Raw genomic sequence first — 19,881 nt, forward strand, 5'->3', positions numbered from 1 at the left:
TGTATGTTCTTACCGTCCCGTCCTCTTCACGAATAGTAATTTCAAAATCCCCTGATGTGGACGTCGCATACAGATCATTTATGACAAACTCGCCCGGAGAGACATAGGTCTGATACAGCAGGTTGCCGTTTTGCCTAACTTCCACGGTAGCATTGGTTATCGCCACGCCGGTAATCTGAGGTGCATAACCTTGCATGCTATTCGGCAGCATGCTGTCCTGGGAAGCCAGACTCACACCACGAAAGCTGAAGGAGTCATAGATAAGTCCCGGACTGCTGGTTTCACCCATTACCAGTCGAGAGCGAAGCGAACGAATATCTCTTTCAAGCCAACTCTGCAGTGACTTCCACTGATTTATGTTGCCATTACGCTGATAATAACTGTTGTTACGCAGGCGCCAGGGACCATAATTGGCCCCGCTGCGCAGGTTAACGTACTGAGTACTTTCCTCTCTGCCTGTACGGCGGTTCCGGGTTTCAGCACCAGACGCACTGTAGGAGGCAAACAACATCGGCAGGCCATCATCCCACTGCTCAGGTGGAATATAGCCTCGTACCTCGTTGTCTATCGCGGCCTGCGGAATACTGAGATTCAGCACTGCCTTATCAAAATCAAACTGTGCTTCCGCGCCTGGCAGTACATCACTAATCTGTTTAATGACGTCACTGTCTTCCAGAGTTTTAAGCCCCGTAATGGCTGCCACTTTAACGCCCTGTTCACGAAGGAACGTTAAGGTTAATTCTGGGCAGAGAGTATTATCACGCTCCACAAAATTTAAGCTGTGTTTTCCGGCATCCTGCCGGTTCACTCGCACAGTGACGTCATACTGACCAGGCATTTGAATATCGGTGCGTGAGAGAATATTTAAATCTATCTGACTTTTCTGTTCTTCACTCAGGTCCAGGGCATTAACATTAAAATACAGTTCGGCCCCTGCCCCAGTCGCATAAAAAAGTGCGCTGGAAATAGATACTGGTAGTAATCTCAATACAGGAAGTACAGCCCAAAATTTCATAATTTTCTCCTACAAGCGGACCTGGATTTCTTTAGTCATACCACCAAAATCATTGATGGTACGCCAGGACACCGATGATGGGGGACCGTCCTGAAAGGGAATTGTCAGATTATCCAGAGGCTGAATAGTGCCAGGACGCTCTATTTTTTTACCGTTAATAACCACGTTAGTCAGAGAAACAACATAAGGCGTTGGATTATCGAAACGCACACCGCTCCCGACCCGGGTTACTTTCAGGTTCTCTCCGGCCCGGGAAGCACCAGACGAATTCAGTCCGACCGGGCGATAAATCAGCTTGATGATATTTTGGGTGGCAATTGTCATCCGCTGGGGGTTATCCTGTTTTTCTGTGGCAGGAACGGCTCGAACATTCAGCAGAAACTGAGTTTCTCTGTCGACAGGTAGACTTTGTTCGATATACACCACGCGTATTAAGGTCGTGCTGTTCTTTGCCAATTTTGACACTGGCGGTGTCACCACAAAAGGAATGTTATTTCTGTTATGATGTTTGTCTGACACCCATGATTGGACCAACTGCGGAGCGCTTTTCCCTCTGTTGTCAAGGGAGATACTAGCTTCCCTTTTATTGGCATCATAAATTAGCCTTGTACCACCAAGCGTTAATCCGTCAGCAAAGGCCAAAGTTGAAAAAAAAGTTGAAAAAAATAACGACAAAATGCCGAATGAAAAAGAACTAAGTTTGCTCATCATTTGCGCGTGCTTTTCGTTGTTAGGGATAACAAGGGCAGCTCTTTGCCGCCCATGACGTGCTATTTAGCTGTAATCGATAATAAAGGTCACACTGGTATCAACCGCACCTTCTTTTGTGGTTGAGTCATAACTCACGAGGTAAGCGTTGAAATTACCAGTGGCGGATGGGATCGTTTCAGAAACCAGAGTTTCAAATCCAGCATTACTCACAGAGACACCATTGCTATAATAGGTACCGGTGCTGCCAGCATCTTCAATACGAATTCCTACACCCGACACATCAGTGGTGAATAACTCAGTGAATCCACTGGTTGTCACCGGCGTTCCGTTGAAAGTGATCTGCGGTGCCGTTGAAACTGCGCAGTCAGTAAGTTCAATACTGAAAGGGATACTGACAGTTGAATCACCCGTGCTGGCCAGTGTGTTGGCACTGACCATACCAAAGTCAACGGTGCCGGAAGTTGATGCATTACCAGCCACGTTATTCACCGAACATGCAGCTGTGGAAATGGTAGCGGTAAAGTTGATAATACCATTGGAAGCTGATGCAGCGTTTACAAGACCAATAGTCGCTACAACAGCAAATGCTAAAGATTTAATTTTCATCGAATATACTCTTCCGTTTGTTAAATACCTTGTTTAATCAGGTGCGTGCGTAAACACCACCTGTTAATACATTTTTTTGATTAAAATGCATTAACAACTTGTGTTTAGCCCGATGTAAAAAGAAATAAATATTTTCTTCGAAAGATAACGCACCTATCATCCCTAATCTTCAATGATCGTGATTGCGTTTTTTGTGAATAAATAAATCTTAGTCACTATTCTTCATTTTTGGTATGCATCCTGTTCACTCACGCCACTATATAAGCAAATAAAGATACCTCAGACTACAGAAAATATGGCAAAGCACCATTGCACCGAGTGAAAGGCGCTTATAGCTCAGGTTGCAACATCAAAGAAAAAGCAATTTACAGACCAATAATCAAGTAATAATCACTGGCTATAGTTAGAGCGTTCAATTAATGTCCCTTTCGGTATATAGTCTCCCATTAGTTCATTCGGAAATTCTCTTACATAGATATATTTAATATTGTCCTTATTAACTAAGTATCCTGTATTTTCAATACGGAGAAATAACTCTGAAATACCCTCTTTCAGGCCCATTTTCTTTCCCATATTGTTCATAACTTGCCACAAGCGAGGTTTGGACGCTCTAAGGCCGTGTATTTCCCAAACATTACGCATAATATCGTCATCATGGACGGGCTCAATTGATGCATTTTCAATTAAATATATAAGCAACCGAAACATTGTTGGTCTGAATTGCACAGGGCTTGATTTATTCGCTTCAAGTGGAATCAAAATAGATCTATCTATCAAGATTAAAAACTCAGAGCCAAGCATATAACCTAATAAATTCTCCTTCATCTCTGGTTCCTGTTCTCGTGTAATTCCTGCACTCCATAATATTCATTATGAATAGTTAACACTCTTCATTATCCCTGGATAGAGAATGAAGAAACCAAGATTGTTCTGATAGCATCATGTTACAATCTTATGGAGGCTAGTATCAAACATTTAAGAAACCTAGTAAGATACCTCGGGCAACTTACTGTTAAATTAGAGCAAAAATCTAGATTATTTTGAATAATCGATATTTTCAACCAATTTAACTGTTAAATCAGTCATGTCAGCCAGGGGGGTTAACCATAAAACAATACTTATCGGAGATTAAAGTTTTCTAATTTTTTGTCAGAAAGTGTATTGTGTATTTACGCCATTACTAACACTGTTTTTAATTATGATAGTCAGATCCCGCTGTATCCCGGTCATGATTGGTCTGGTCGTTGATTCCCCACCAAACCCCCATATTCCATTTATTACTCTGTTACTCGGTTTAACCGACCATGCAGCCTGAGAACATTCATCCTGATTGCCATTGCGACGTTCTCCGGAAAATCAGTCGGTAATGCAGCCGTTACGCTATCCAGTGCTGCGGGTATCTGCTCTGCAAACTCACTCAGGATTTCACGCATCTGTACTTCCGGGAATTTCAGCGCTTTTGCTGTCGCCAAAAAATGTCGCGGATGAATTTTATCGATTGCCGTTTTTCTGCCTTTGGATGCGTTAAGCCCCATTGCCAGTTTCAAATCGCTGATATGTATTCCTGTACCGCCAAGAACCGGAAATGCCGACATGATGTCGTAAAATGGCGTTAGCCGATAACTGCCGCCAGCCTGAATAAAAATGGAGAAGTTTTTTGCATGTCCGTCCGTTGCGCCAATCAACCACTGGAACACCTGAAACTTCATAAAATCATAGCGATCTTTTAGCGCCTCGCTGGACCCCATCAAAAAAGCCATAATTTCTGCGATACCTGGGCCTCCATCAGATTCATACTTGACTGATGACGGTAAACCGAATGTCTGGCACATATCCTCCTGCGGCAAACGGAGTAAAACTGAACGTGCAGCATTCCAGCGTCTGTCAAAGCGCTCGACTGCCAACGCGCGCACCCTTCCCGCTTTGATGATTTCTGCGCGGGGAATATTCAACCCGACTTGTTTCGCCAGGAGTAAACAAAAATATTCATTATCAACACTTTGGCTAAGATCGAGCGTCGCATTAGGCTGTCTTATTTCGCCAATCGGCAATTTAATAATGTGCGTCGTCGGCGTTACTCCCTTCGGAATGCACCAGTCAGCGTCCATTCGCAGCAGCGCGGTTTTTTCCTGCGCGCCGGCAACGGAGATGCGAAAATCATTTTCTTCGTTAATCATGCCTAACGGAATATCTGCTTTATAAGCCGACAATACCTCTTCAAGCTTTGCCTCGCTTAATTTCTCCCATGTCATCACCGGATTTGTCACCGCTTCATCTTCCGGTAATAACGTCACTGCGCCTACGCTATCTCGACCGACTTCTGACAATAAATCAAAGGGTTGCTTTGATTTTGCGCGATAACGTTTAACAATCCTGTCGCGCACGATCGGACTATCAGGTAGCAAGTTATCGAAAAAATTGAATACCGCATCCGAAGTGATATTCCCCACCTGCAACGGCAACGAAAGTGACAATGGTCTGGCATAACGATTGGCTAACCATTCCGGTGCATACTTAAACGTATGCGCACCGTTGGCCAATTTCGTCAATTCACCGACCCGCTGATTGTTCATCCACGTTACGAGTTTAGGCATTACCACTCCAGATCGTGTTGGTCAGTATATTCAGGCGCAGCGTCTTTTGTTTCGCATAGCGTCATCGAGAGCTCAAGTGACTGTAAGATCTTAAAAAAGGTTGTGAGCGTCGTGTTGTCAGGGTTGTTTTCGAAATTGGAAATGGTTGCCTGTTTTATGCCGATTTTTTTCGCCAGTTCACTCTGCGTCCAGCCATTTTGCTGACGAACCAGTTTCATCGCATTCGCTAATTGCGTTGGGCTATAGATCATCGGGAAGCTCATCATGTCATTCGTCCACAGAAAATTTATCCTCGCAAAGGGATATCTGCTCTTTTATCCCTTTGCGAGGATAAAGTCAATCTGTAAACTCGTTTTATCCGCTATACGGGATAATTGCAGTGATATCCGCTATCGCGGATAGAAGGGATGAATTGAAAAACGGCGCTGATGCGCCGTTTGAGGTTAATCTTTAGTTTGAACCCAAAATGCGTGAATTAACCCCGGAATATACCCAAGAAGTGTGAGGATAATATTTAATATAAATGCCCAACCGAAGCCTTTACCAATTAATACACCCAACGGCGGCAAAATGATCGTAATAACGACTCTCCAGAATCCCATATTAACTCCCTATTATCATCTTCATAGCACAAGAACAAGCATAGCTAATTCTGCCGGGAATGCACTCTAAATCATCCAGTTACGCTGCGATGAGGAAGCAATTCAGAGTTTTCTATATTCGGCGTATAAAACACAATACAAGGAAATGCTTAACAATATATTAAAGCCGCATGCCAATAACGGCATGCGGCTTGATACATTTTACCAGCTATATTTCACACCCAACATTCCCTGAGTATCGCTATAGCCTTTATCACTTAATTGCACACCGACATTCCCCCACAGACTGAGGTTATTATTCATCTTCGCTTCGACCCCGGTACGCACTTCCCCCAGATTACGCGCACCATCGCGGCTTACCGTCTGGCCATCCATCTTCACGGCGTAGACTTTGCTGTTATAGATCCAGTTCGCTTCGATGTAAGGCTGGAACTCGCGCTGTTTCCCATTATCACGCTGGTGATGGCTGTTCAGGTAGGTTTTCACCCCAAGCCGCGTTTGCACGTTTCCGTCGCCTTCCGTTTCAATGCGCGTTCCGTCTTTCCGGGTATGGTCAGAATCTTTCACACCCATCCAGGTGATTTGTGCCTGAGGTTGAATGTACCAGGTGTTAAGCGTCCCTTCGCTGCCGCTAAATGTTCCCGCTTCAAAGGTATATCCGCCCTCAATAGACGCAGTCACGCCGCGAGAGTGATAGTCATCATCTGAACGGTTATCGGAACTGACGCTGTTATCAAACCAGTTATACAGTGCCCAACTGTCGACATAAGCCCCGGTCTTATCCGCAGCGTTCTGATACCAGGTCGCGTACAGTCCTGCGCTGTAACCGCTGATGCGCCCATCTGATTTATAACCCACACGGTTACTCTGCGTATTACTGTGCTGATTGGCATAGCCTGCCATGATCCCGAGATGCCAGCGATCCTGCGCGTTGCTACTCCACTGCGCCAAATCGCCGCCTAACTGCAATACATAGCGGTTGGCCTGCGTTTTTAACTGACCGTCTCCGGCACTGGAACGTTCATGCCCCCCGACATGTCGCATCCACATACTGGTTGCCGAATCCTGAACTCGCAGGGACTCTGTGTATTGCGGCTCCCCAAGGCGATCGTGTAATCGATGGCTAAACAGCGTATTGGCTGCGGCTATGTTGCTGATATAGCTCCCGGCTTCCGGACGAACCACTGATGGGCCTTCCGGATCCACAACAGGTGGATTATCAATGGGGTCAGGAGTATCCGGCGGCGTTACGCCGTCCCATTTACTGGTGAGATACCAGTTTTTCGCGTCATTACCCTTCCCTTTAGCCAGCGTATAAACATAAGCTCCAGCTTCGACAGTTCCGGTGGTCAGCGCGAAGTTACCCGCGGAATTGCCGCCTACTTCAACGAGCTCAATACCATTAACCGTTTGTGCACCAACGCCGCCAATGTTATCAACTCTAACGCGAGTATTGCCCTGAGTATCACCTTTCACACTCATTTTGTCCGTGGGCGAATTATCGCCGCCCAGCGTCGTGTTGAACGTCATCAGGCCATTGTTGCCGGTATAGTTGCCGTTAACGGTCAGTACATTGCCCGGTTTTCCTCCTTCACTGTTCATTTGAACCGTGCCGCCATTCTCCAGGTTGCCGCCGATAGTGGTTTTGGCGACACGCAGTGTCCCTCCAGGCATCACGTTTACATCCCTTGCGGTGCTGACATTTCCCGACATAACACCGCTGTTATGGATATTAATGTGCTGACTTGCCATATCAATGATAGAGCCAGAACCGAAAGCAATTTCACCGCCCACGATATCCGTCGTCCCCTGATACGCTGCAGAATCGTTGTTGAGGGTTAAAATCCCGGTGCCCAGTTTTGTCACATCACCGCTGCCGGTGATGCTGTGCGTCATTGCCCAGCCACGTTCGGTGGCGATAGTGAGCAGCCCATTATTGATAACAGAAGCATCGCCCAGGTTCTTCTGTTCGTTGACGCTGAGCGCGCTGTCAGCATCGATGTTGAATTGCCCCGTAAAGCGGCTATTATCGCCATCCAGTTCAACATCCGTTCCGGCGGTCGCGCTCACGACGCCCTTGCCGCTAAAGCTGTTACGCAGTTCGCCAATGACACTTTTCAGCGTCAACAGCCCGTCATTGGCAATATTTCCACTGCCTAAACCCTGCGCATTATCGAGGCTGACTTCCGCATTTGGGCTAATGCTGGTTAACGCATTGTAGCGTGCGTTTAGCCCCTCGATAGCCAACGTTCCTCCAGTAACATTCAGGTTTCCGCCACCTGTCAGTTCACCCTGACTCATCCCGCCGTTATTCACCGTCAGTGACCCGTCTTTGAACAACACGGTTGAGCCCATCTGCCCGGTGAATGTTCCCACTGTCTGCGACGATCCGTTAAGATCAACGATGGCCGCATTACTGATGTTCAGTTCCCGGGTTTTGCCCAGCGCACCATCTGCATCGGTACGTAGTGTCCCCATCTGAACGAATGTGGCACCCTGATAGTCGTTCTGACCGTTGGAAAGCGAAACTTGTCGAACCGTATTGATCGCCAAATCCCCTTCACCACCGATTTTTGCCGACATATCAGCCGTCGAACCATAGGCGCCGCCGTGTTCGGCTAACGTTAGCGTCTGCCCACCATAGATATTCAGCGCTTTCAGGCCATAGTTCACGTACAAACCATCACCAGGTGCGGTTGTGAGGCGGAAACCATATTCGCCATCGGCAACCACCGTACCGTTTTGCGCAATGTGTAACGTTTTGTCCGCCGCCACCTCATCGCCCTGCAAATCACGTAACGTTAATGAGCCACCTGATCCAATTACCGCTTGCGCCCTGACCAGTTGAACGCCGACATGGCTATCATCCTGTTCCAGTAAATTGAGCGTAGTCAGCGGGTTATTCGCCATTGGATCATTCCATGGTTCAGGCACGTCGATAAGCACGTCGCCCGTCCCGTTTACCTGATAGTTACGGGCCTTCCAGGTATAGTCACCCGCGCCGACAACCAGCGTATCGACACTGATATAGCCCTCCGCAAGCGTCGCAGCAGGAATATCCGTATCGAAAATGAGCGTACCGCCGTTCATTGCCAGCCCACCAACAGATTGCTCTCCCGCTTTTACCGATGTGGTATTTTCACTGTCAGACTGTAACATCGCGTGGGTAAGCGCCGCCGTGTTGTCACCTTCCAGAGTGAAATTACTGTCTTTCAGTTGTGCAACTCCGGCGAATTCAGTCCCCGTCGCATGGGTAAAACCAAACATTTTGTCGGAAGACGACAGTTGTACTCGCATCAAGCCATCGCCTTTGAGCGCGTTGGTCAGCGTGTAATCTCCGGAAGTGTTCGTCGATGCTAGAATGTCGAGTGTGCCGGCGCTTGCAATGGTGACTTCACTCGACCCCATACCCGTTACCCCATCCGTCGTATGAGACGCAATGGTCAGGAGACCGCCATTGACCAGCGTTTTACCGCTATACGTATTCCCTGCATTGAACACAGTATGGCCTGCATCATGCATCACTTTTCCGTCTTTATCGTCACCTGTAATCAGCATGTCGACCTGGTAACCGGCATCGCTGTTATTGGTGTGATTAAAGACAAAAACGCCTTCGCCAAGACCGAACTCCACCTTCGTCGCATTGGTGATAAACCCGGCATCTGCCGCAGCCTCACCGCGGGCAGCACCAATGTTTAGCGTTCCAACGGCAGGTTCAAAAACACCTAAATAAACTTCACCACCCTCGACATTTAACGTGCCGTTATTCGTCAGGGTTAACGTCCCCGTGCCAGTCGTCCCTACATTCATATTGAGTGTTTCAAGAAGAGATCCCTGCCCATCCACCCGCACGTTTCCCTTACTTCCCTCATTGACGGCTATTTGTGTATCACGCGCCTTAACGATACCGCCGGTGTTAATATTCAGCTCACCCGAGCCAAATAAACCGACATGCAGCAATTGGGCATTATTTGACGACGTCTGCAAGTTCCAGAGACTATCCGTTGAAATATTGACTACACCCTTACCAGAGGTATTTCCTCCGATAAATCCATAGCCCATTGAATTAAGCGTGGCACCATTACTGACATTTACGATGCCGCTACCAAAATTACCGACATTGATACCCATAGTATCGAACGATGACGTTGCATCCATCAGGTTCAGTGTGCCGATACCGCTTGCCTTATCGCCCAAAAAAGTAATATTTTGCGATACGAACTTACCGCCATCGCTAATGTTGAAGTTTCCGACGCCCGCAACGCCAATGGTGGTGTAGACATTCTTGTTGACCTCCCACATCCCTCCCGTTGTGATGCTGACATTCCCGACGCCGGTCTCACCATAACCGAGTGAGCTTCCGCCATTGCTGACCACAAGCCCATCATTACTGATATCCATTTCGCCGTAGCCGTCATAACCGAGATTGGTGCCGAGGTTAGTAATAACCGAGTTTTTATCCTTGACGGTAATACTGCCTCTCCCTGTCTGTTGCATCCCGGCAGTGATAATGCCTGAATCGACTTTACCTTCACTCGAGACATTAAGTTCACCTTCACCAGCGTCACCCACATAGATATAGCGGAAAGATTCCCCCGTTCCGAGGAAATTCCAATGTCCCTTATTTGTCACATTGACGACACCGCTGGAAGCGTTCTCAACGCCCAGTAGCGCAAAATATCCGTTATTTATCAGTCCGCTATTGGAAATATTGATCGTACCTTTACCACGAACACCGTTATATAGTCTGGCGAACGTGATTACAGAGTCGGGATCCTGCACATTCAGGGTTCCGATACCGGTAGGATTACCACCGATATAAGTATCTCCTGCCGTAACTATGCCACCTTCGCGAATAGTGGTTTCACCCGTCCCTTGATTGCCAATCTGGAAGTCAACTGATATATTATTTTTTTGTATCTCCCACTCGCCCCCTTTTTCGACAACAACCTGACCATGACTGCCCGCCTGATAACCGACAATGGCAACTTGCAAACTATTGACGTAACCTTTATCGGTAATATTTAATGACCCCGTTCCATACCCCCCGATTTGGAACATTTCGGTCGTCAATTCCGAGCTTTCTCCCTCAACATTAACCGTCCCTACACCTGTTGCCTGAGAGCCTATCGTTAAATAACCCCCATCAACGTGACCCGCCTTGCTGATATTAAGCGTACCTTTTCCTGATTGACCGATATTTAAGGGCCAGGCTTTATTTCCAGCATCATACAGTCGCCAGGTGCCACCCAAAACATTTACGGTACCTTCAGACCCCACATTACCGCCAACGACGCTGGTTGTAATAGTGGTTAAGGAAAGATCACCACCAGTCAAAATATTAAGATCCCCAGCGCCATTCCACCCGATCTCGTAGTAATCATAAGCACCAGCAGTATCGACAGTCACACTCTGGCCATTATCAACCATCAGCGGCGCAGCTGACGCTGTACCGGCTAGCGCCAGCAATACGCTCAGCGCCAGCGTGTTGAACTTTGTTGCCAGACCTGGGGAGTGACGCAAATTAACCGTCGATGTTTTCCCTACCCGGCGGGTTAATTCCGAGCAGACCTGAAATACACGCAGAGTACTATTCCATATCACGCGATAAACTCTGTTCATATAAACGCTCCATATATAAACAACACTGCCACGAAAGAGATGAATAGTAAAAAGTAAAGAGCTTTTAGGCTTATACATTGTCTGTTTTGAGTGTCATCTGGGAGCAAAAAACTGTCAACTCACCCAAAAAAAGTATTATAAAAGGACAAGAATTTGAAATGGCGTAAATCTTATATAAGCATTTAGAGCGTGACAATTAAATCAACGGTGAGATAAGAATATTACAATAAGAGGTTAGATTAATGCAGATAAAAAAATACATGAAGACAGCACAAAAAGCTAAAAAAAAAGACCGCGGTGCGGTCCATCAAGGCTGGTGGAATGTTATGGCGTAACCTTGCTCATTCCAGTGTTGTAACAGTTCTTGCTGACGTCTGGTGGGGGTAAGGCCCGTCCAGACAAATAACGTTTGGCCAGGAAAGAGTTCGGGACGCGGAGATTCGAGCGGTTCTGCCAGTACAGAAACATGCCACCCAGACTGAGACAGACGCCAGGCCTCAAGCCAAAGCCGAACGCGATCGTCAATCTCCCATCCAATAAGCAACGCTTCTTTTCCGGACTTACGTCGGCGTTCAGTCAAGGTTGCCGCAACATATTCGATGAGAACCCCGTCAAACATACTGCACATAATACGCGCTGTATTATGATCGAGGCTGAGCCGCTGACGTACGGGTCCGTAAACATGATCAATTAATGCATCAACCGGATGCTCGCGTCCCGCAGCGACAATTTTTGCGCGAAGTTTCGATGGGCTGGCATAGCGCAATACGGACATCATCTCTTCTTGCAGATAGGTCCAGTCGTCATGCGTCATGGTCCGGCTCTCTTCGAGAAGTGCTTTCACCTTCCCAACCGGAACGCCGCTTTTAATCCAGCGCTTGATTTCCTCAACTCGCTGAATATCTTCTTCGTCGAACTGGCGATGCCCCCCTTCACTGCGCTGTGGTTTAAGTAATCCATAGCGCCGCTGCCACGCACGCAGCGTTACCGGGTTTATTCCGCATCTTTCGGCCACGTCGCCGATACTGTAAAAAGCCATAATGCCTCGCAACTCAACCATTACATCCCTGGGTAATGTTCTGCACTGTCTGTATAACTTAGTGTTTATTGTACAGCCTTTTGGGGCACAATGAGTATTAAAGTCGTTAACTTTTATTAAACAAGCTGTAAAAGATGAGGAATATCAAAGAACGTGGATGGGGATTTAGGATAAATCATCCTCTTACGACATGCTGTCGCAAGAGGAATAGGTACAAGCGGAAGAGTTGTACAACTTTACAATAACCCTTTCTTTTCCGGCCACGCAATGGATGGCGCGCCTTCAAGATAAGGCTGGGCGAATAAATCGCCCTGAAAATGGGAAATGCCTGCAGATTCAAGCCACATCCACTCCTCCGCTTTTTCAATTCCCAAAGCAGACACGACAATTTCCAGCGAGCGGCAACAGCGAATAATGGCCTGTACAATCGCCTGACGTGGACCACTTTTGTGCACGTCGCGAATCAGTTCTGCATTAATCTTGATTCGGTCGGGCTGAAACTGTGCCAGCAGTTGCAGCCCTGCAAATCCGGCTCCAAAGTTGTCAATGGCCACGCTAATTCCTGCAGACTTCAGTGCGCGTACTGCTGCGGTGAACTCCTCAATGCTTGAAACAACCTGGTGCTCAGTAAATTCAACGACAATTTGCTCGGGTACCAGACCGTTAATTTTTATCTCATGAAGTAAAAAATCCACCGCGTTAGGGATTTTTACCAACGTCATTGGCAACAGGTTAACGCAGAGGATTTGACCACGCAGATCGCGCGCCTTTACCATCTCAAACGCCACTTTCTTACTGTTAAGATCCACTTCATAAATTTCATCGCCGGTTAAACTATCAAAATAGGCATTCGAAATCTCACCCTCTTGGGTGTAAATGAGCGCCTCAAGAGCGATAATCTCTTGCGCCAGTGGGTCAATGATAGGTTGCAGGGCTAAGGTATATTCAGTAGCAGAAGAGGCTATGAAAGGGCCGAGTTCGTCGCTGATTTTGGTAGGCAGAAATTCCCAGCTCTCGGCTGGCGGAATCTCATAATAGTTACCCTTCTCTGTCGACTCGACAAAGGTGCGAAAAAACTGCAAGGCACGATCGTTATAGGTGAGCTGATAGGGAGACGTACCTTTATCCAGCACGGTTTGCAGCACCTCCTCCCTGGCATATTCACGTAGATCGAAAAGCTCCATACCAACCTTGCCAAATCGGCGAGTTGGGCCGTGATCACATAAAAGTTCTACAAGATTGTAGTGGCGCTGATCTTGTAAAATTTGGTGATAGATAGCTTTAACCTGCTCCTCAGGGCCTTCAAGCAATTGAAAAAAATGGGTCCCGTTAAAAAGCAGTATTCCGGTGACGTTTGCCTCAGCATTCCTAAGGTTAGCGGCCGCTACCATTCCCTCAAGGGCCTTGACGGGAACGTCGTGACATAAATGGCTGCGATAAATGATCGTGGTAAGCATAGCGGTTCCGACTACAAAATTTTCTCAACATTAGCAGATAAATGGTCAAATAGCTTTCAATTAATACATTGATTTAACATTGCTACCAATAAAATCCAACACATTTTCTCCCTCTTGACACGCCACCGACACCCCTCCGTTTTTGTACAACTAACTGCCACATTGATACAGCTGTATAACTTGTAACTTATTGATCTATAATAATTAGCACAAATTGCTAAAAAATAAACAATCACTTGTACAGTATTTATGTACAATTTTTATGAGTTTGTTAACACAAAGCGATACACGATAACGTCTTTAACAGGAGAGACACATGCAGCAGAACCGCCAGTACACAATGGATTCAGCCAGTGCCATTTCCAGCTACTTCAACAAGGCGGCCCTGCCTACTCAACAGGAAACACTTGGGCAAATTGTGGTCGAGATTCTCAGCGCTGGCAAAAACCTTAACCGCAAGTCGCTGTGTACAAAATTATTGGGCCGCCTTGAGCAAGCCTCAGGCACGGAAGAAGAGAAGCACTACAACGCGCTGATTGGTTTACTTTTTGAAAACCGAAATTCATAAGGGAGAATTTTACTCAGCGTGGCGATGGCGATAAAGATGCTCCACCACCTGAGAAAACTTACTGCTGTAAGCCCTGTGGTTTAACAGCATAAGAGATAGCAGTTATGAATAGTAGTAATAAGAAGCTGAAAGACACCTTAATTGGTGAGGCGACTCTACAGCTCATTAAAAACAAAAAACCGGTTAATTCCCAGACTTTGTTAAATGAACTGAATGATATGCAAAACCAGGAAATTGATTCAGAGCGTCTCTCGGCATTGCATGTGGTAATAAAAGAAATACACCAATTTACAGCATCGAAAGAAGCGCACCGCGCTGGCCAAAAAGGCGTTAAACACCGCAAAGACGGTAGAAAGGATCTTTCGATAAATGAAACGAACAAAAATATTCATTGATACATTTTCAATGAAAGATACTCACACAATCAACAGATGAGAACCGTTATGTTACAGCAATATGATTTCTACCAGTCAATTCAGAATAAAGCATTATCCGAACACTTTCTCAAGGCCGGTGATATGTTAGCTGATGAAGCAGAAATCCTCGGGGGCGCGGTTCGCCATCTGATGGCTGCTGGGGAAACCATCAACAACAAAAACATTATCACTGCGCTGATTGAGTCTCTCGAATGCACTGACAGCGTAGTTTCAGCCGACGTCATCCGTAAGGCACTGGAAATTGTGGTGGATCATACGCTCGATGATATCTGAATCATTAGCTGATGATGTGCTTTATTTAAACAATTTTAGAATGTGGAGTCATTATGAACGGAGAAGCGTGTCCTGTTAAACTGGAATTGGTCGATCTCTGGCTGGATGACAATTTCCTCGAATATGGTTTGTGTGAAGTACTTAAAGATGTCAGATTAGATCGCCAAAACATTCGCTATGTGATCTTCTCTGCAAGTCAATATGCAAACGTTAAAAAGCATAATTACGATCTGCGCAACCATCGTTTTATTTTACTCAGCGATGGACAGCGATATAATTTCCTCGATTCCTTTACTGTGAACCATATTTCATCAAAGGCATCGGTTGAAGAGATTGTAAAATTCCTGACGAGCTTGCGTAAAAATAATGAAGACCATTGCCAGATTGAGCAAAAAGTTAAGCTCTCTGCACGAGAAACCACCTTGCTCGATCAGATGTCTGACGGTAAGAAGATTATCGAAATGGCAGAAAATCTAAACGTCCATATTAAAACGGTTTATCAGATGCGCACCAATCTGATTAAAAAATTAGGGTGTTCTGGAAACATCGATTTTATGCAAACCTTGCGCACAGATGTGTTCAAAAGCTGGCTGACGGATCAGCGCGTGTAAGGATACTGCTATGCACCTTTTCAGCACCGGGTAGAGGATTGACATTATCGTCCCGCCCGGTAAGCTGTATGCATAAACAGTATCTGGAGTCATTATGGTCAACCGCAGGGTTCCAATTCGGCCCGAGCTCCCCCAGGGCCCCCTCTACACCTACCCCGAGCATCTACGCTTTTGCCTGGAAACATTGCCAAAATTGCCAGGTGTTTACATCTTTCACGGCGACAGCGAAACGCTTCCACTTTACATCGGTAAAAGTGTCAATATTCGTAGCCGGGTTATGTCACACTTCCGCACCCAGCAGGAAGCCGCCCTGCTTCAGCAGACCCGGCGCATTAGCTGGCAGCCCACGGCGGGTGAACTTGGCGCGCTATTGCTCGAAGCACGTCTGATTAAAGAACAACAACCGCTGTTCAATAAACGATTGCGTCGCAACAAGCAACTATGTTCCTTGCGCCTGCAGGCAAACACACCTCAGGTTGTTTATGCCCGCGAAGTCGATTTTTCCCACACGCCGGGCCTTTTCGGCCTTTTTGCCAATCGTCGCGCCGCCCTTGAGGCATTGAAGTCTGTCGCCGATACGGAGCGTCTGTGCTACGGCGTTATGGGGCTGGAGCCGTTAAGTCGTGGGCGTGCCTGTTTTCGTTCGATGTTGGGGCGTTGCGCCGGGGCCTGCTGTGGCCGCGAAAGCGTCGATGCTCACAATGACAGGCTACGAAATGCGTTAGCGCATTTGCAACTGATATGTTGGCCATGGAAAGGCGCCGTGGCGCTGGAAGAGAAAAGCGATACCCTCACCCACTACCATATTGTGAATAACTGGCTATGGCTCGGCGCGGTAGAATCCCTCGCGGATGCGGAAAAACTAACACGCATCGCAACAGGGTTTGATCAGGATGGCTATAAAATACTCTGTCGCCCAATGCTGAGCGGCGAATACGTTATTCATACGCTCGAATAATCATGATGCTTTCCAGAGCTCTACGCAGTTACGCCCCCGTCGTTTTGCGCCGTACAACGCCTCATCAGCCAGTTGAATTAAACGTTCATAATCAGGATGCCCGTTAAACATCGCCGCGCCAATGGACAGCGAAAGTGAGATGCTTTCACCATTGGGTGCAGTGACGTTAATTTTTTCAACGCGCGAGCGTACTCGCTCGGCAATCCGCAGCGTGTCTGCCTCGTTGGCTTCGGTAAGAATAATCAGAAATTCATCTCCACCATAGCGGAACACAAAATCGCTGGTTCGAACATGTTCATAAAACGCGCCAGCAACTTTACGTAAAATCTCATCGCCGGTGTTATGCCCCCAGGTATCGTTAATTTGTTTGAACTTATCGACATCGATCAACAGAACCGACATCGGCGTTCCAGCGCGTCCCGCATGGGCAATTTCACGTTTAAAAATAGTAGGCAAGAAGCGCCGATTCAGCAGACGCGTCAACACATCCATTCCTACTTCGTGACGTGACACCTCGTCAAAGAGTTCGCGTAACAGCGTGACGATTTGCGAAAGCGTATTACGGGTTTGCAGTATAAAGTTGACGCGTCGTGTCCGGTTATTCATTGCCTGAGCAGATCCGCGCACCGCCCGGAATGTATCATCGAACTCAAGGATCAGGCGAGAGATATGTCCTGCTTCTGCGATACCGCTAAAATAATGCCGTCCTTTATGGTTAAACCAGAGCCCGAAATCAGACTGTCCCAACGGCACATTATTACCGGGATCGGTATCCAGCATAATCTTGTAAATCAGGTCCATTTCCCAGGAAAGCAGTGATGCAATTTGTCGCTCTTTCTCTTCTTCAGCATTCTCCATCAGTGAAAAAATACGGTAGTTTTCATCCTCTTTTGCCGCACTGTTCTCGCTGAAGATAAATGCCCGGGACATCACTTCCATCGCAAGATCGATGCTGTTAATTGCGAAGTGAAAGACATTCAGTTTTATGTCCGAAGACTGTTGACTGGCACTGATAACCGGAAACAATAATTTCTTCAGGACTCTAAAACCCATCTCGACCAAATCGACAGGAATACCAATGCGGGCATGCACATCCGCTACGCGCTGCTGGACCTGAATCTGCTGCTCGACCCCGTCTACCGGGCAGGAAAGCACATCGATAATCCATTGCTGCAACGCGCTTTTTAGCTGCTTTTCAACTTGATCATTCGTCAGAAAGTCCGCTGCCTGAGGGTCAGAAAGGACAACGCTATAGAATTCCTGACTCAGTACTTTCGCATGCTCTACGGCAATCTCGGCGGCGAGGAGACGCACCTGCGGGTCGGTATCACCGATGAGTTGTGACCACTCATCCTTCATTTTTTGCAGATATGTTTCCATGATTTATCGACCTTTTAGTAAAACGGAGCGGAAACCCGACTGTCAGCCCTTATTGAATAATCTTAAGTTAAGCTCAATTTATGACATGTGTTCTTTTTATCTTGATAGCCGCGTATTAAATGAAGATGTTCAAGCCATAAAGAAGGATAAGGTGATAACCCGTATCGAATGGGGGATAAAGCGCTGGAGAGGTGACAAAACTGAAAAGAGACACACCCCACATTACTGCGGGATGTGTCGTGGCTATGCGGCTTTTACCGATTTCATCATTATCGTCATTATCAGGCCCGCAGCCGGTGACAACATCATATAGATGCCCGTGACCAGATCATGCCCTTGCGTCAGCCAGTCTGTAAAAACGTATATTCCATAAGCCATTAGTATCATACAGACGAGAGAGAGTACGCCTGATTTCACGCCCAGGACTGAGCCGTTGTAATAAGAAACAGAACCGATACTCACCAGGATAAACAACAATAAATATTGCATATAGCCTCCTGCCCGTTTTTACCGATACTTGTTACTTGAGGTTGCCTGCCTGGTCTCATTATCACATTGACAACAATCAATTTTTAATCCGTTATCAAAAAGACACCACACAATTAATCAATGCTTACAATGAGAATAGTCACTCCAGTGACATTTTTAATAACCTTGCCAATTTTATTTTTATTATTAAAGAAATCAGGCTTTTCTGATTAACGTTACCAGTTAGGTTCCCGTTCAGGCCAGTTCCACTACACTGGGGGCATCGTATATAAGGAATGAAAAACCATGCACTACCTGAAATCAAAACGCATCCTGACAACGACGTCCGCGTTATTTTTACTGGCGCTGTCACCAGTCACGGCGTTGGCCGCTGATAACCTTGAAACAACGCGTGTGCTGGCGAAAGAAAATGGCCTTAATGAAGCCGCACAACAATATTTGATTCACTACGCTTCAGTCAGCGGCGTTGACGGCAAAACCTCGCGGCAAGATACCGCCGCTGTCTTTCTCCCCTATGGCAAAACCCCGGAAGGCGGTTGGCCTGTTGTCGTTTGGGCGCACGGTACCGTGGGTGTGGCAAATGACTGTGCGCCTTCACTCAACGTCCGTACCGATCGGGATAAACAGTATCTGAATACCTGGCTTTCGCTCGGTTACGCCATAGTTGCGCCAGACTATGCAGGCTTAGGCTCTGCTGGCTTGCATCATTATCTTAATGCGCGTGGAGAAGCCTGGAGTATTCTGGATGGCGTGCGGGCGGCGATGAAAACATACCCGCTACGTAATGAGTTAATTCTGGTAGGTCAATCTCAGGGCGCGCACGCTGCGTTTGCGACGGCAGGTTATCAGCCGCAGTATGCCCCGGAACTGAATATCCGTGCGACGGTTCTGACGGGCACTCCTTATTTTGATAAGAACACCACGGCTGCCGATATTTTGCCACCGGTTAACGACGCGACGCAGGCTAAGGGTGATCCTAAAATACCGTATATTTTCTATATCTACCTTTCTGCTGCCGACAGTGACGGTAGCCTCAATGCGACCGACTATTTCCAGGATACCGCTCTGCCGTATCTTGAAAAAGCCCAAACGCTTTGCATTAACCCGCTCACACAGCAGACGATGGAAGCGAATCTGAACGCCGCCACTACCCTCAAACCTGCAGTAGAATCGCTGTTAAGCAGCAGTATCGATAGTATGCTTTACCCTACGCTTAAAATTTCCCATCCGATCTTTATCGGCATTGGCAGCAAAGATATCAACGTGCCTACCGCCATGCAGTTACGTTTTGCCGATGCAGTGAAACGTGCAGGAACGCAAACAGAAGTTCATCTTTATGACGGGCTTGACCACAGCGGTACGGTGAACCCGTCCCTGCGTAATTCTATACCTTTTGTTCTGCAGACCACCGCGAAATAAATGCAGGCAGGCAGGGAGGGTTCCCTACCTGCATGCCTTATAAGTTAAGCAAATAAATATGTGACACCGTCACAAATGCAAATGTGGGCAGTCTGAATAC

General features: G+C 47.0%; 18 protein-coding genes. 6 read left to right on the forward strand and 12 right to left on the reverse strand.

The genetic code is table 11. From position 1 onward, the window contains the following. From NMC31_RS22770 to NMC31_RS22815, 10 genes are all read right to left on the reverse strand, one after another. Window positions 1-1,015 (reverse strand): fimbria/pilus outer membrane usher protein (locus NMC31_RS22770; protein WP_253899173.1); only part of this gene is annotated, 1,015 nt, incomplete at its 3' end. Between the two features lie 9 nt (window positions 1,016-1,024). Next, window positions 1,025-1,726, reverse strand: coding sequence for a fimbrial biogenesis chaperone (locus NMC31_RS22775; RefSeq protein WP_253899174.1), 702 nt, complete (start codon window positions 1,724-1,726; stop codon window positions 1,025-1,027). 63 nt (window positions 1,727-1,789) lie between these two features. Further along, window positions 1,790-2,332, reverse strand: coding sequence for a fimbrial protein (locus NMC31_RS22780; RefSeq protein WP_253899175.1), 543 nt, complete (start codon window positions 2,330-2,332; stop codon window positions 1,790-1,792). A 390-nt stretch (window positions 2,333-2,722) separates the two neighbouring features. After that, window positions 2,723-3,157, reverse strand: coding sequence for a hypothetical protein (locus NMC31_RS22785; protein ID WP_253899176.1), 435 nt, complete (start codon window positions 3,155-3,157; stop codon window positions 2,723-2,725). Between the two features lie 452 nt (window positions 3,158-3,609). Further along, window positions 3,610-4,926, reverse strand: coding sequence for a type II toxin-antitoxin system HipA family toxin (locus NMC31_RS22790; RefSeq protein ID WP_253899177.1), 1,317 nt, complete (start codon window positions 4,924-4,926; stop codon window positions 3,610-3,612). Further along, the gene (gene hipB, locus NMC31_RS22795) at window positions 4,926-5,192 is read right to left on the reverse strand and encodes a type II toxin-antitoxin system antitoxin HipB (protein ID WP_253899178.1); all 267 of its coding nucleotides are present in this window, start codon (window positions 5,190-5,192) and stop codon (window positions 4,926-4,928) included. The genes NMC31_RS22790 and hipB overlap by 1 nt, the downstream gene beginning before the upstream one ends. A gap of 177 nt (window positions 5,193-5,369) precedes the next feature. Next, window positions 5,370-5,528 carry a YqaE/Pmp3 family membrane protein gene (locus NMC31_RS22800; RefSeq protein WP_149462516.1) on the reverse strand — a complete coding sequence of 53 codons (159 nt, stop codon included), beginning with the start codon at window positions 5,526-5,528 and terminating at the stop codon, window positions 5,370-5,372. A gap of 201 nt (window positions 5,529-5,729) precedes the next feature. After that, complete coding sequence (locus NMC31_RS22805) at window positions 5,730-11,150, reverse strand: ECSE_1600 family autotransporter (protein WP_253899179.1); 5,421 nt, start codon at window positions 11,148-11,150, stop codon at window positions 5,730-5,732. A gap of 307 nt (window positions 11,151-11,457) precedes the next feature. Then, window positions 11,458-12,189, reverse strand: a complete 732-nt coding sequence (locus NMC31_RS22810; RefSeq protein WP_108474408.1) for a MerR family transcriptional regulator — start codon at window positions 12,187-12,189, stop codon at window positions 11,458-11,460. A gap of 236 nt (window positions 12,190-12,425) precedes the next feature. Continuing rightward, complete coding sequence (locus NMC31_RS22815) at window positions 12,426-13,646, reverse strand: diguanylate phosphodiesterase (protein ID WP_253899180.1); 1,221 nt, start codon at window positions 13,644-13,646, stop codon at window positions 12,426-12,428. A 316-nt stretch (window positions 13,647-13,962) separates the two neighbouring features. Here NMC31_RS22815 and ycgZ point away from each other — a divergent pair, with 316 nt between their 5' ends. From ycgZ to cho, 5 genes are all read left to right on the forward strand, one after another. Beyond that, window positions 13,963-14,214, forward strand: a complete 252-nt coding sequence (ycgZ, locus tag NMC31_RS22820; RefSeq protein ID WP_149462519.1) for a regulatory protein YcgZ — start codon at window positions 13,963-13,965, stop codon at window positions 14,212-14,214. Between the two features lie 104 nt (window positions 14,215-14,318). Further along, window positions 14,319-14,609, forward strand: coding sequence for a hypothetical protein (locus NMC31_RS22825; RefSeq protein ID WP_253899181.1), 291 nt, complete (start codon window positions 14,319-14,321; stop codon window positions 14,607-14,609). 48 nt (window positions 14,610-14,657) lie between these two features. Beyond that, entirely contained in the window at window positions 14,658-14,924 is a 267-nt protein-coding gene (locus tag NMC31_RS22830; protein WP_253899182.1) for a biofilm development regulator YmgB/AriR family protein, read from the forward strand. Between the two features lie 53 nt (window positions 14,925-14,977). Further along, window positions 14,978-15,535, forward strand: coding sequence for a helix-turn-helix domain-containing protein (locus NMC31_RS22835; protein WP_149462522.1), 558 nt, complete (start codon window positions 14,978-14,980; stop codon window positions 15,533-15,535). 94 nt (window positions 15,536-15,629) lie between these two features. After that, on the forward strand, window positions 15,630-16,493 hold the full coding sequence (gene cho / locus NMC31_RS22840) for an excinuclease Cho (RefSeq protein WP_253899183.1): 864 nt from the start codon (window positions 15,630-15,632) through the stop codon (window positions 16,491-16,493). Here the strand turns inward: cho and NMC31_RS22845 are convergent, their stop codons facing one another. After that, entirely contained in the window at window positions 16,494-17,873 is a 1,380-nt protein-coding gene (locus NMC31_RS22845; RefSeq protein ID WP_253899184.1) for a diguanylate cyclase, read from the reverse strand. Window positions 17,874-18,116: 243 nt separating this feature from the next. Further along, the gene (locus NMC31_RS22850; RefSeq protein WP_253899185.1) at window positions 18,117-18,362 is read right to left on the reverse strand and encodes a DUF2545 family protein; all 246 of its coding nucleotides are present in this window, start codon (window positions 18,360-18,362) and stop codon (window positions 18,117-18,119) included. A gap of 285 nt (window positions 18,363-18,647) precedes the next feature. Between NMC31_RS22850 and NMC31_RS22855 the strand changes: the two genes are divergently transcribed. After that, window positions 18,648-19,781: an alpha/beta hydrolase gene (locus NMC31_RS22855; RefSeq protein ID WP_253899186.1), complete on the forward strand. Its 1,134-nt coding sequence runs from the start codon at window positions 18,648-18,650 to the stop codon at window positions 19,779-19,781. Window positions 19,782-19,881: the final 100 nt, after the last annotated feature.

This window comes from Pseudocitrobacter vendiensis, assembly GCF_943590815.1.
Lineage (GTDB): Bacteria > Pseudomonadota > Gammaproteobacteria > Enterobacterales > Enterobacteriaceae > Pseudocitrobacter > Pseudocitrobacter vendiensis.

Excerpts from the sequence above, each read along its gene's own strand:
- NMC31_RS22775 (WP_253899174.1), bottom strand. The coding sequence starts at position 1,726 with ATGATGAGCAAACTTAGTTCTTTTTCATTCGGCATTTTGTCGTTATTT.
- NMC31_RS22790 (WP_253899177.1), bottom strand. The coding sequence starts at position 4,926 with ATGCCTAAACTCGTAACGTGGATGAACAATCAGCGGGTCGGTGAATTG.
- NMC31_RS22825 (WP_253899181.1), top strand. The coding sequence starts at position 14,319 with ATGAATAGTAGTAATAAGAAGCTGAAAGACACCTTAATTGGTGAGGCG.
- NMC31_RS22850 (WP_253899185.1), bottom strand. The coding sequence starts at position 18,362 with ATGCAATATTTATTGTTGTTTATCCTGGTGAGTATCGGTTCTGTTTCT.
- NMC31_RS22845 (WP_253899184.1), bottom strand. The coding sequence starts at position 17,873 with ATGGAAACATATCTGCAAAAAATGAAGGATGAGTGGTCACAACTCATC.
- NMC31_RS22800 (WP_149462516.1), bottom strand. The coding sequence starts at position 5,528 with ATGGGATTCTGGAGAGTCGTTATTACGATCATTTTGCCGCCGTTGGGT.
- NMC31_RS22805 (WP_253899179.1), bottom strand. The coding sequence starts at position 11,150 with ATGAACAGAGTTTATCGCGTGATATGGAATAGTACTCTGCGTGTATTT.
- ycgZ (WP_149462519.1), top strand. The coding sequence starts at position 13,963 with ATGCAGCAGAACCGCCAGTACACAATGGATTCAGCCAGTGCCATTTCC.
- NMC31_RS22780 (WP_253899175.1), bottom strand. The coding sequence starts at position 2,332 with ATGAAAATTAAATCTTTAGCATTTGCTGTTGTAGCGACTATTGGTCTT.
- NMC31_RS22855 (WP_253899186.1), top strand. The coding sequence starts at position 18,648 with ATGCACTACCTGAAATCAAAACGCATCCTGACAACGACGTCCGCGTTA.
- NMC31_RS22830 (WP_253899182.1), top strand. The coding sequence starts at position 14,658 with ATGTTACAGCAATATGATTTCTACCAGTCAATTCAGAATAAAGCATTA.
- cho (WP_253899183.1), top strand. The coding sequence starts at position 15,630 with ATGGTCAACCGCAGGGTTCCAATTCGGCCCGAGCTCCCCCAGGGCCCC.
- hipB (WP_253899178.1), bottom strand. The coding sequence starts at position 5,192 with ATGATGAGCTTCCCGATGATCTATAGCCCAACGCAATTAGCGAATGCG.
- NMC31_RS22815 (WP_253899180.1), bottom strand. The coding sequence starts at position 13,646 with ATGCTTACCACGATCATTTATCGCAGCCATTTATGTCACGACGTTCCC.
- NMC31_RS22785 (WP_253899176.1), bottom strand. The coding sequence starts at position 3,157 with ATGAAGGAGAATTTATTAGGTTATATGCTTGGCTCTGAGTTTTTAATC.
- NMC31_RS22810 (WP_108474408.1), bottom strand. The coding sequence starts at position 12,189 with ATGGCTTTTTACAGTATCGGCGACGTGGCCGAAAGATGCGGAATAAAC.
- NMC31_RS22835 (WP_149462522.1), top strand. The coding sequence starts at position 14,978 with ATGAACGGAGAAGCGTGTCCTGTTAAACTGGAATTGGTCGATCTCTGG.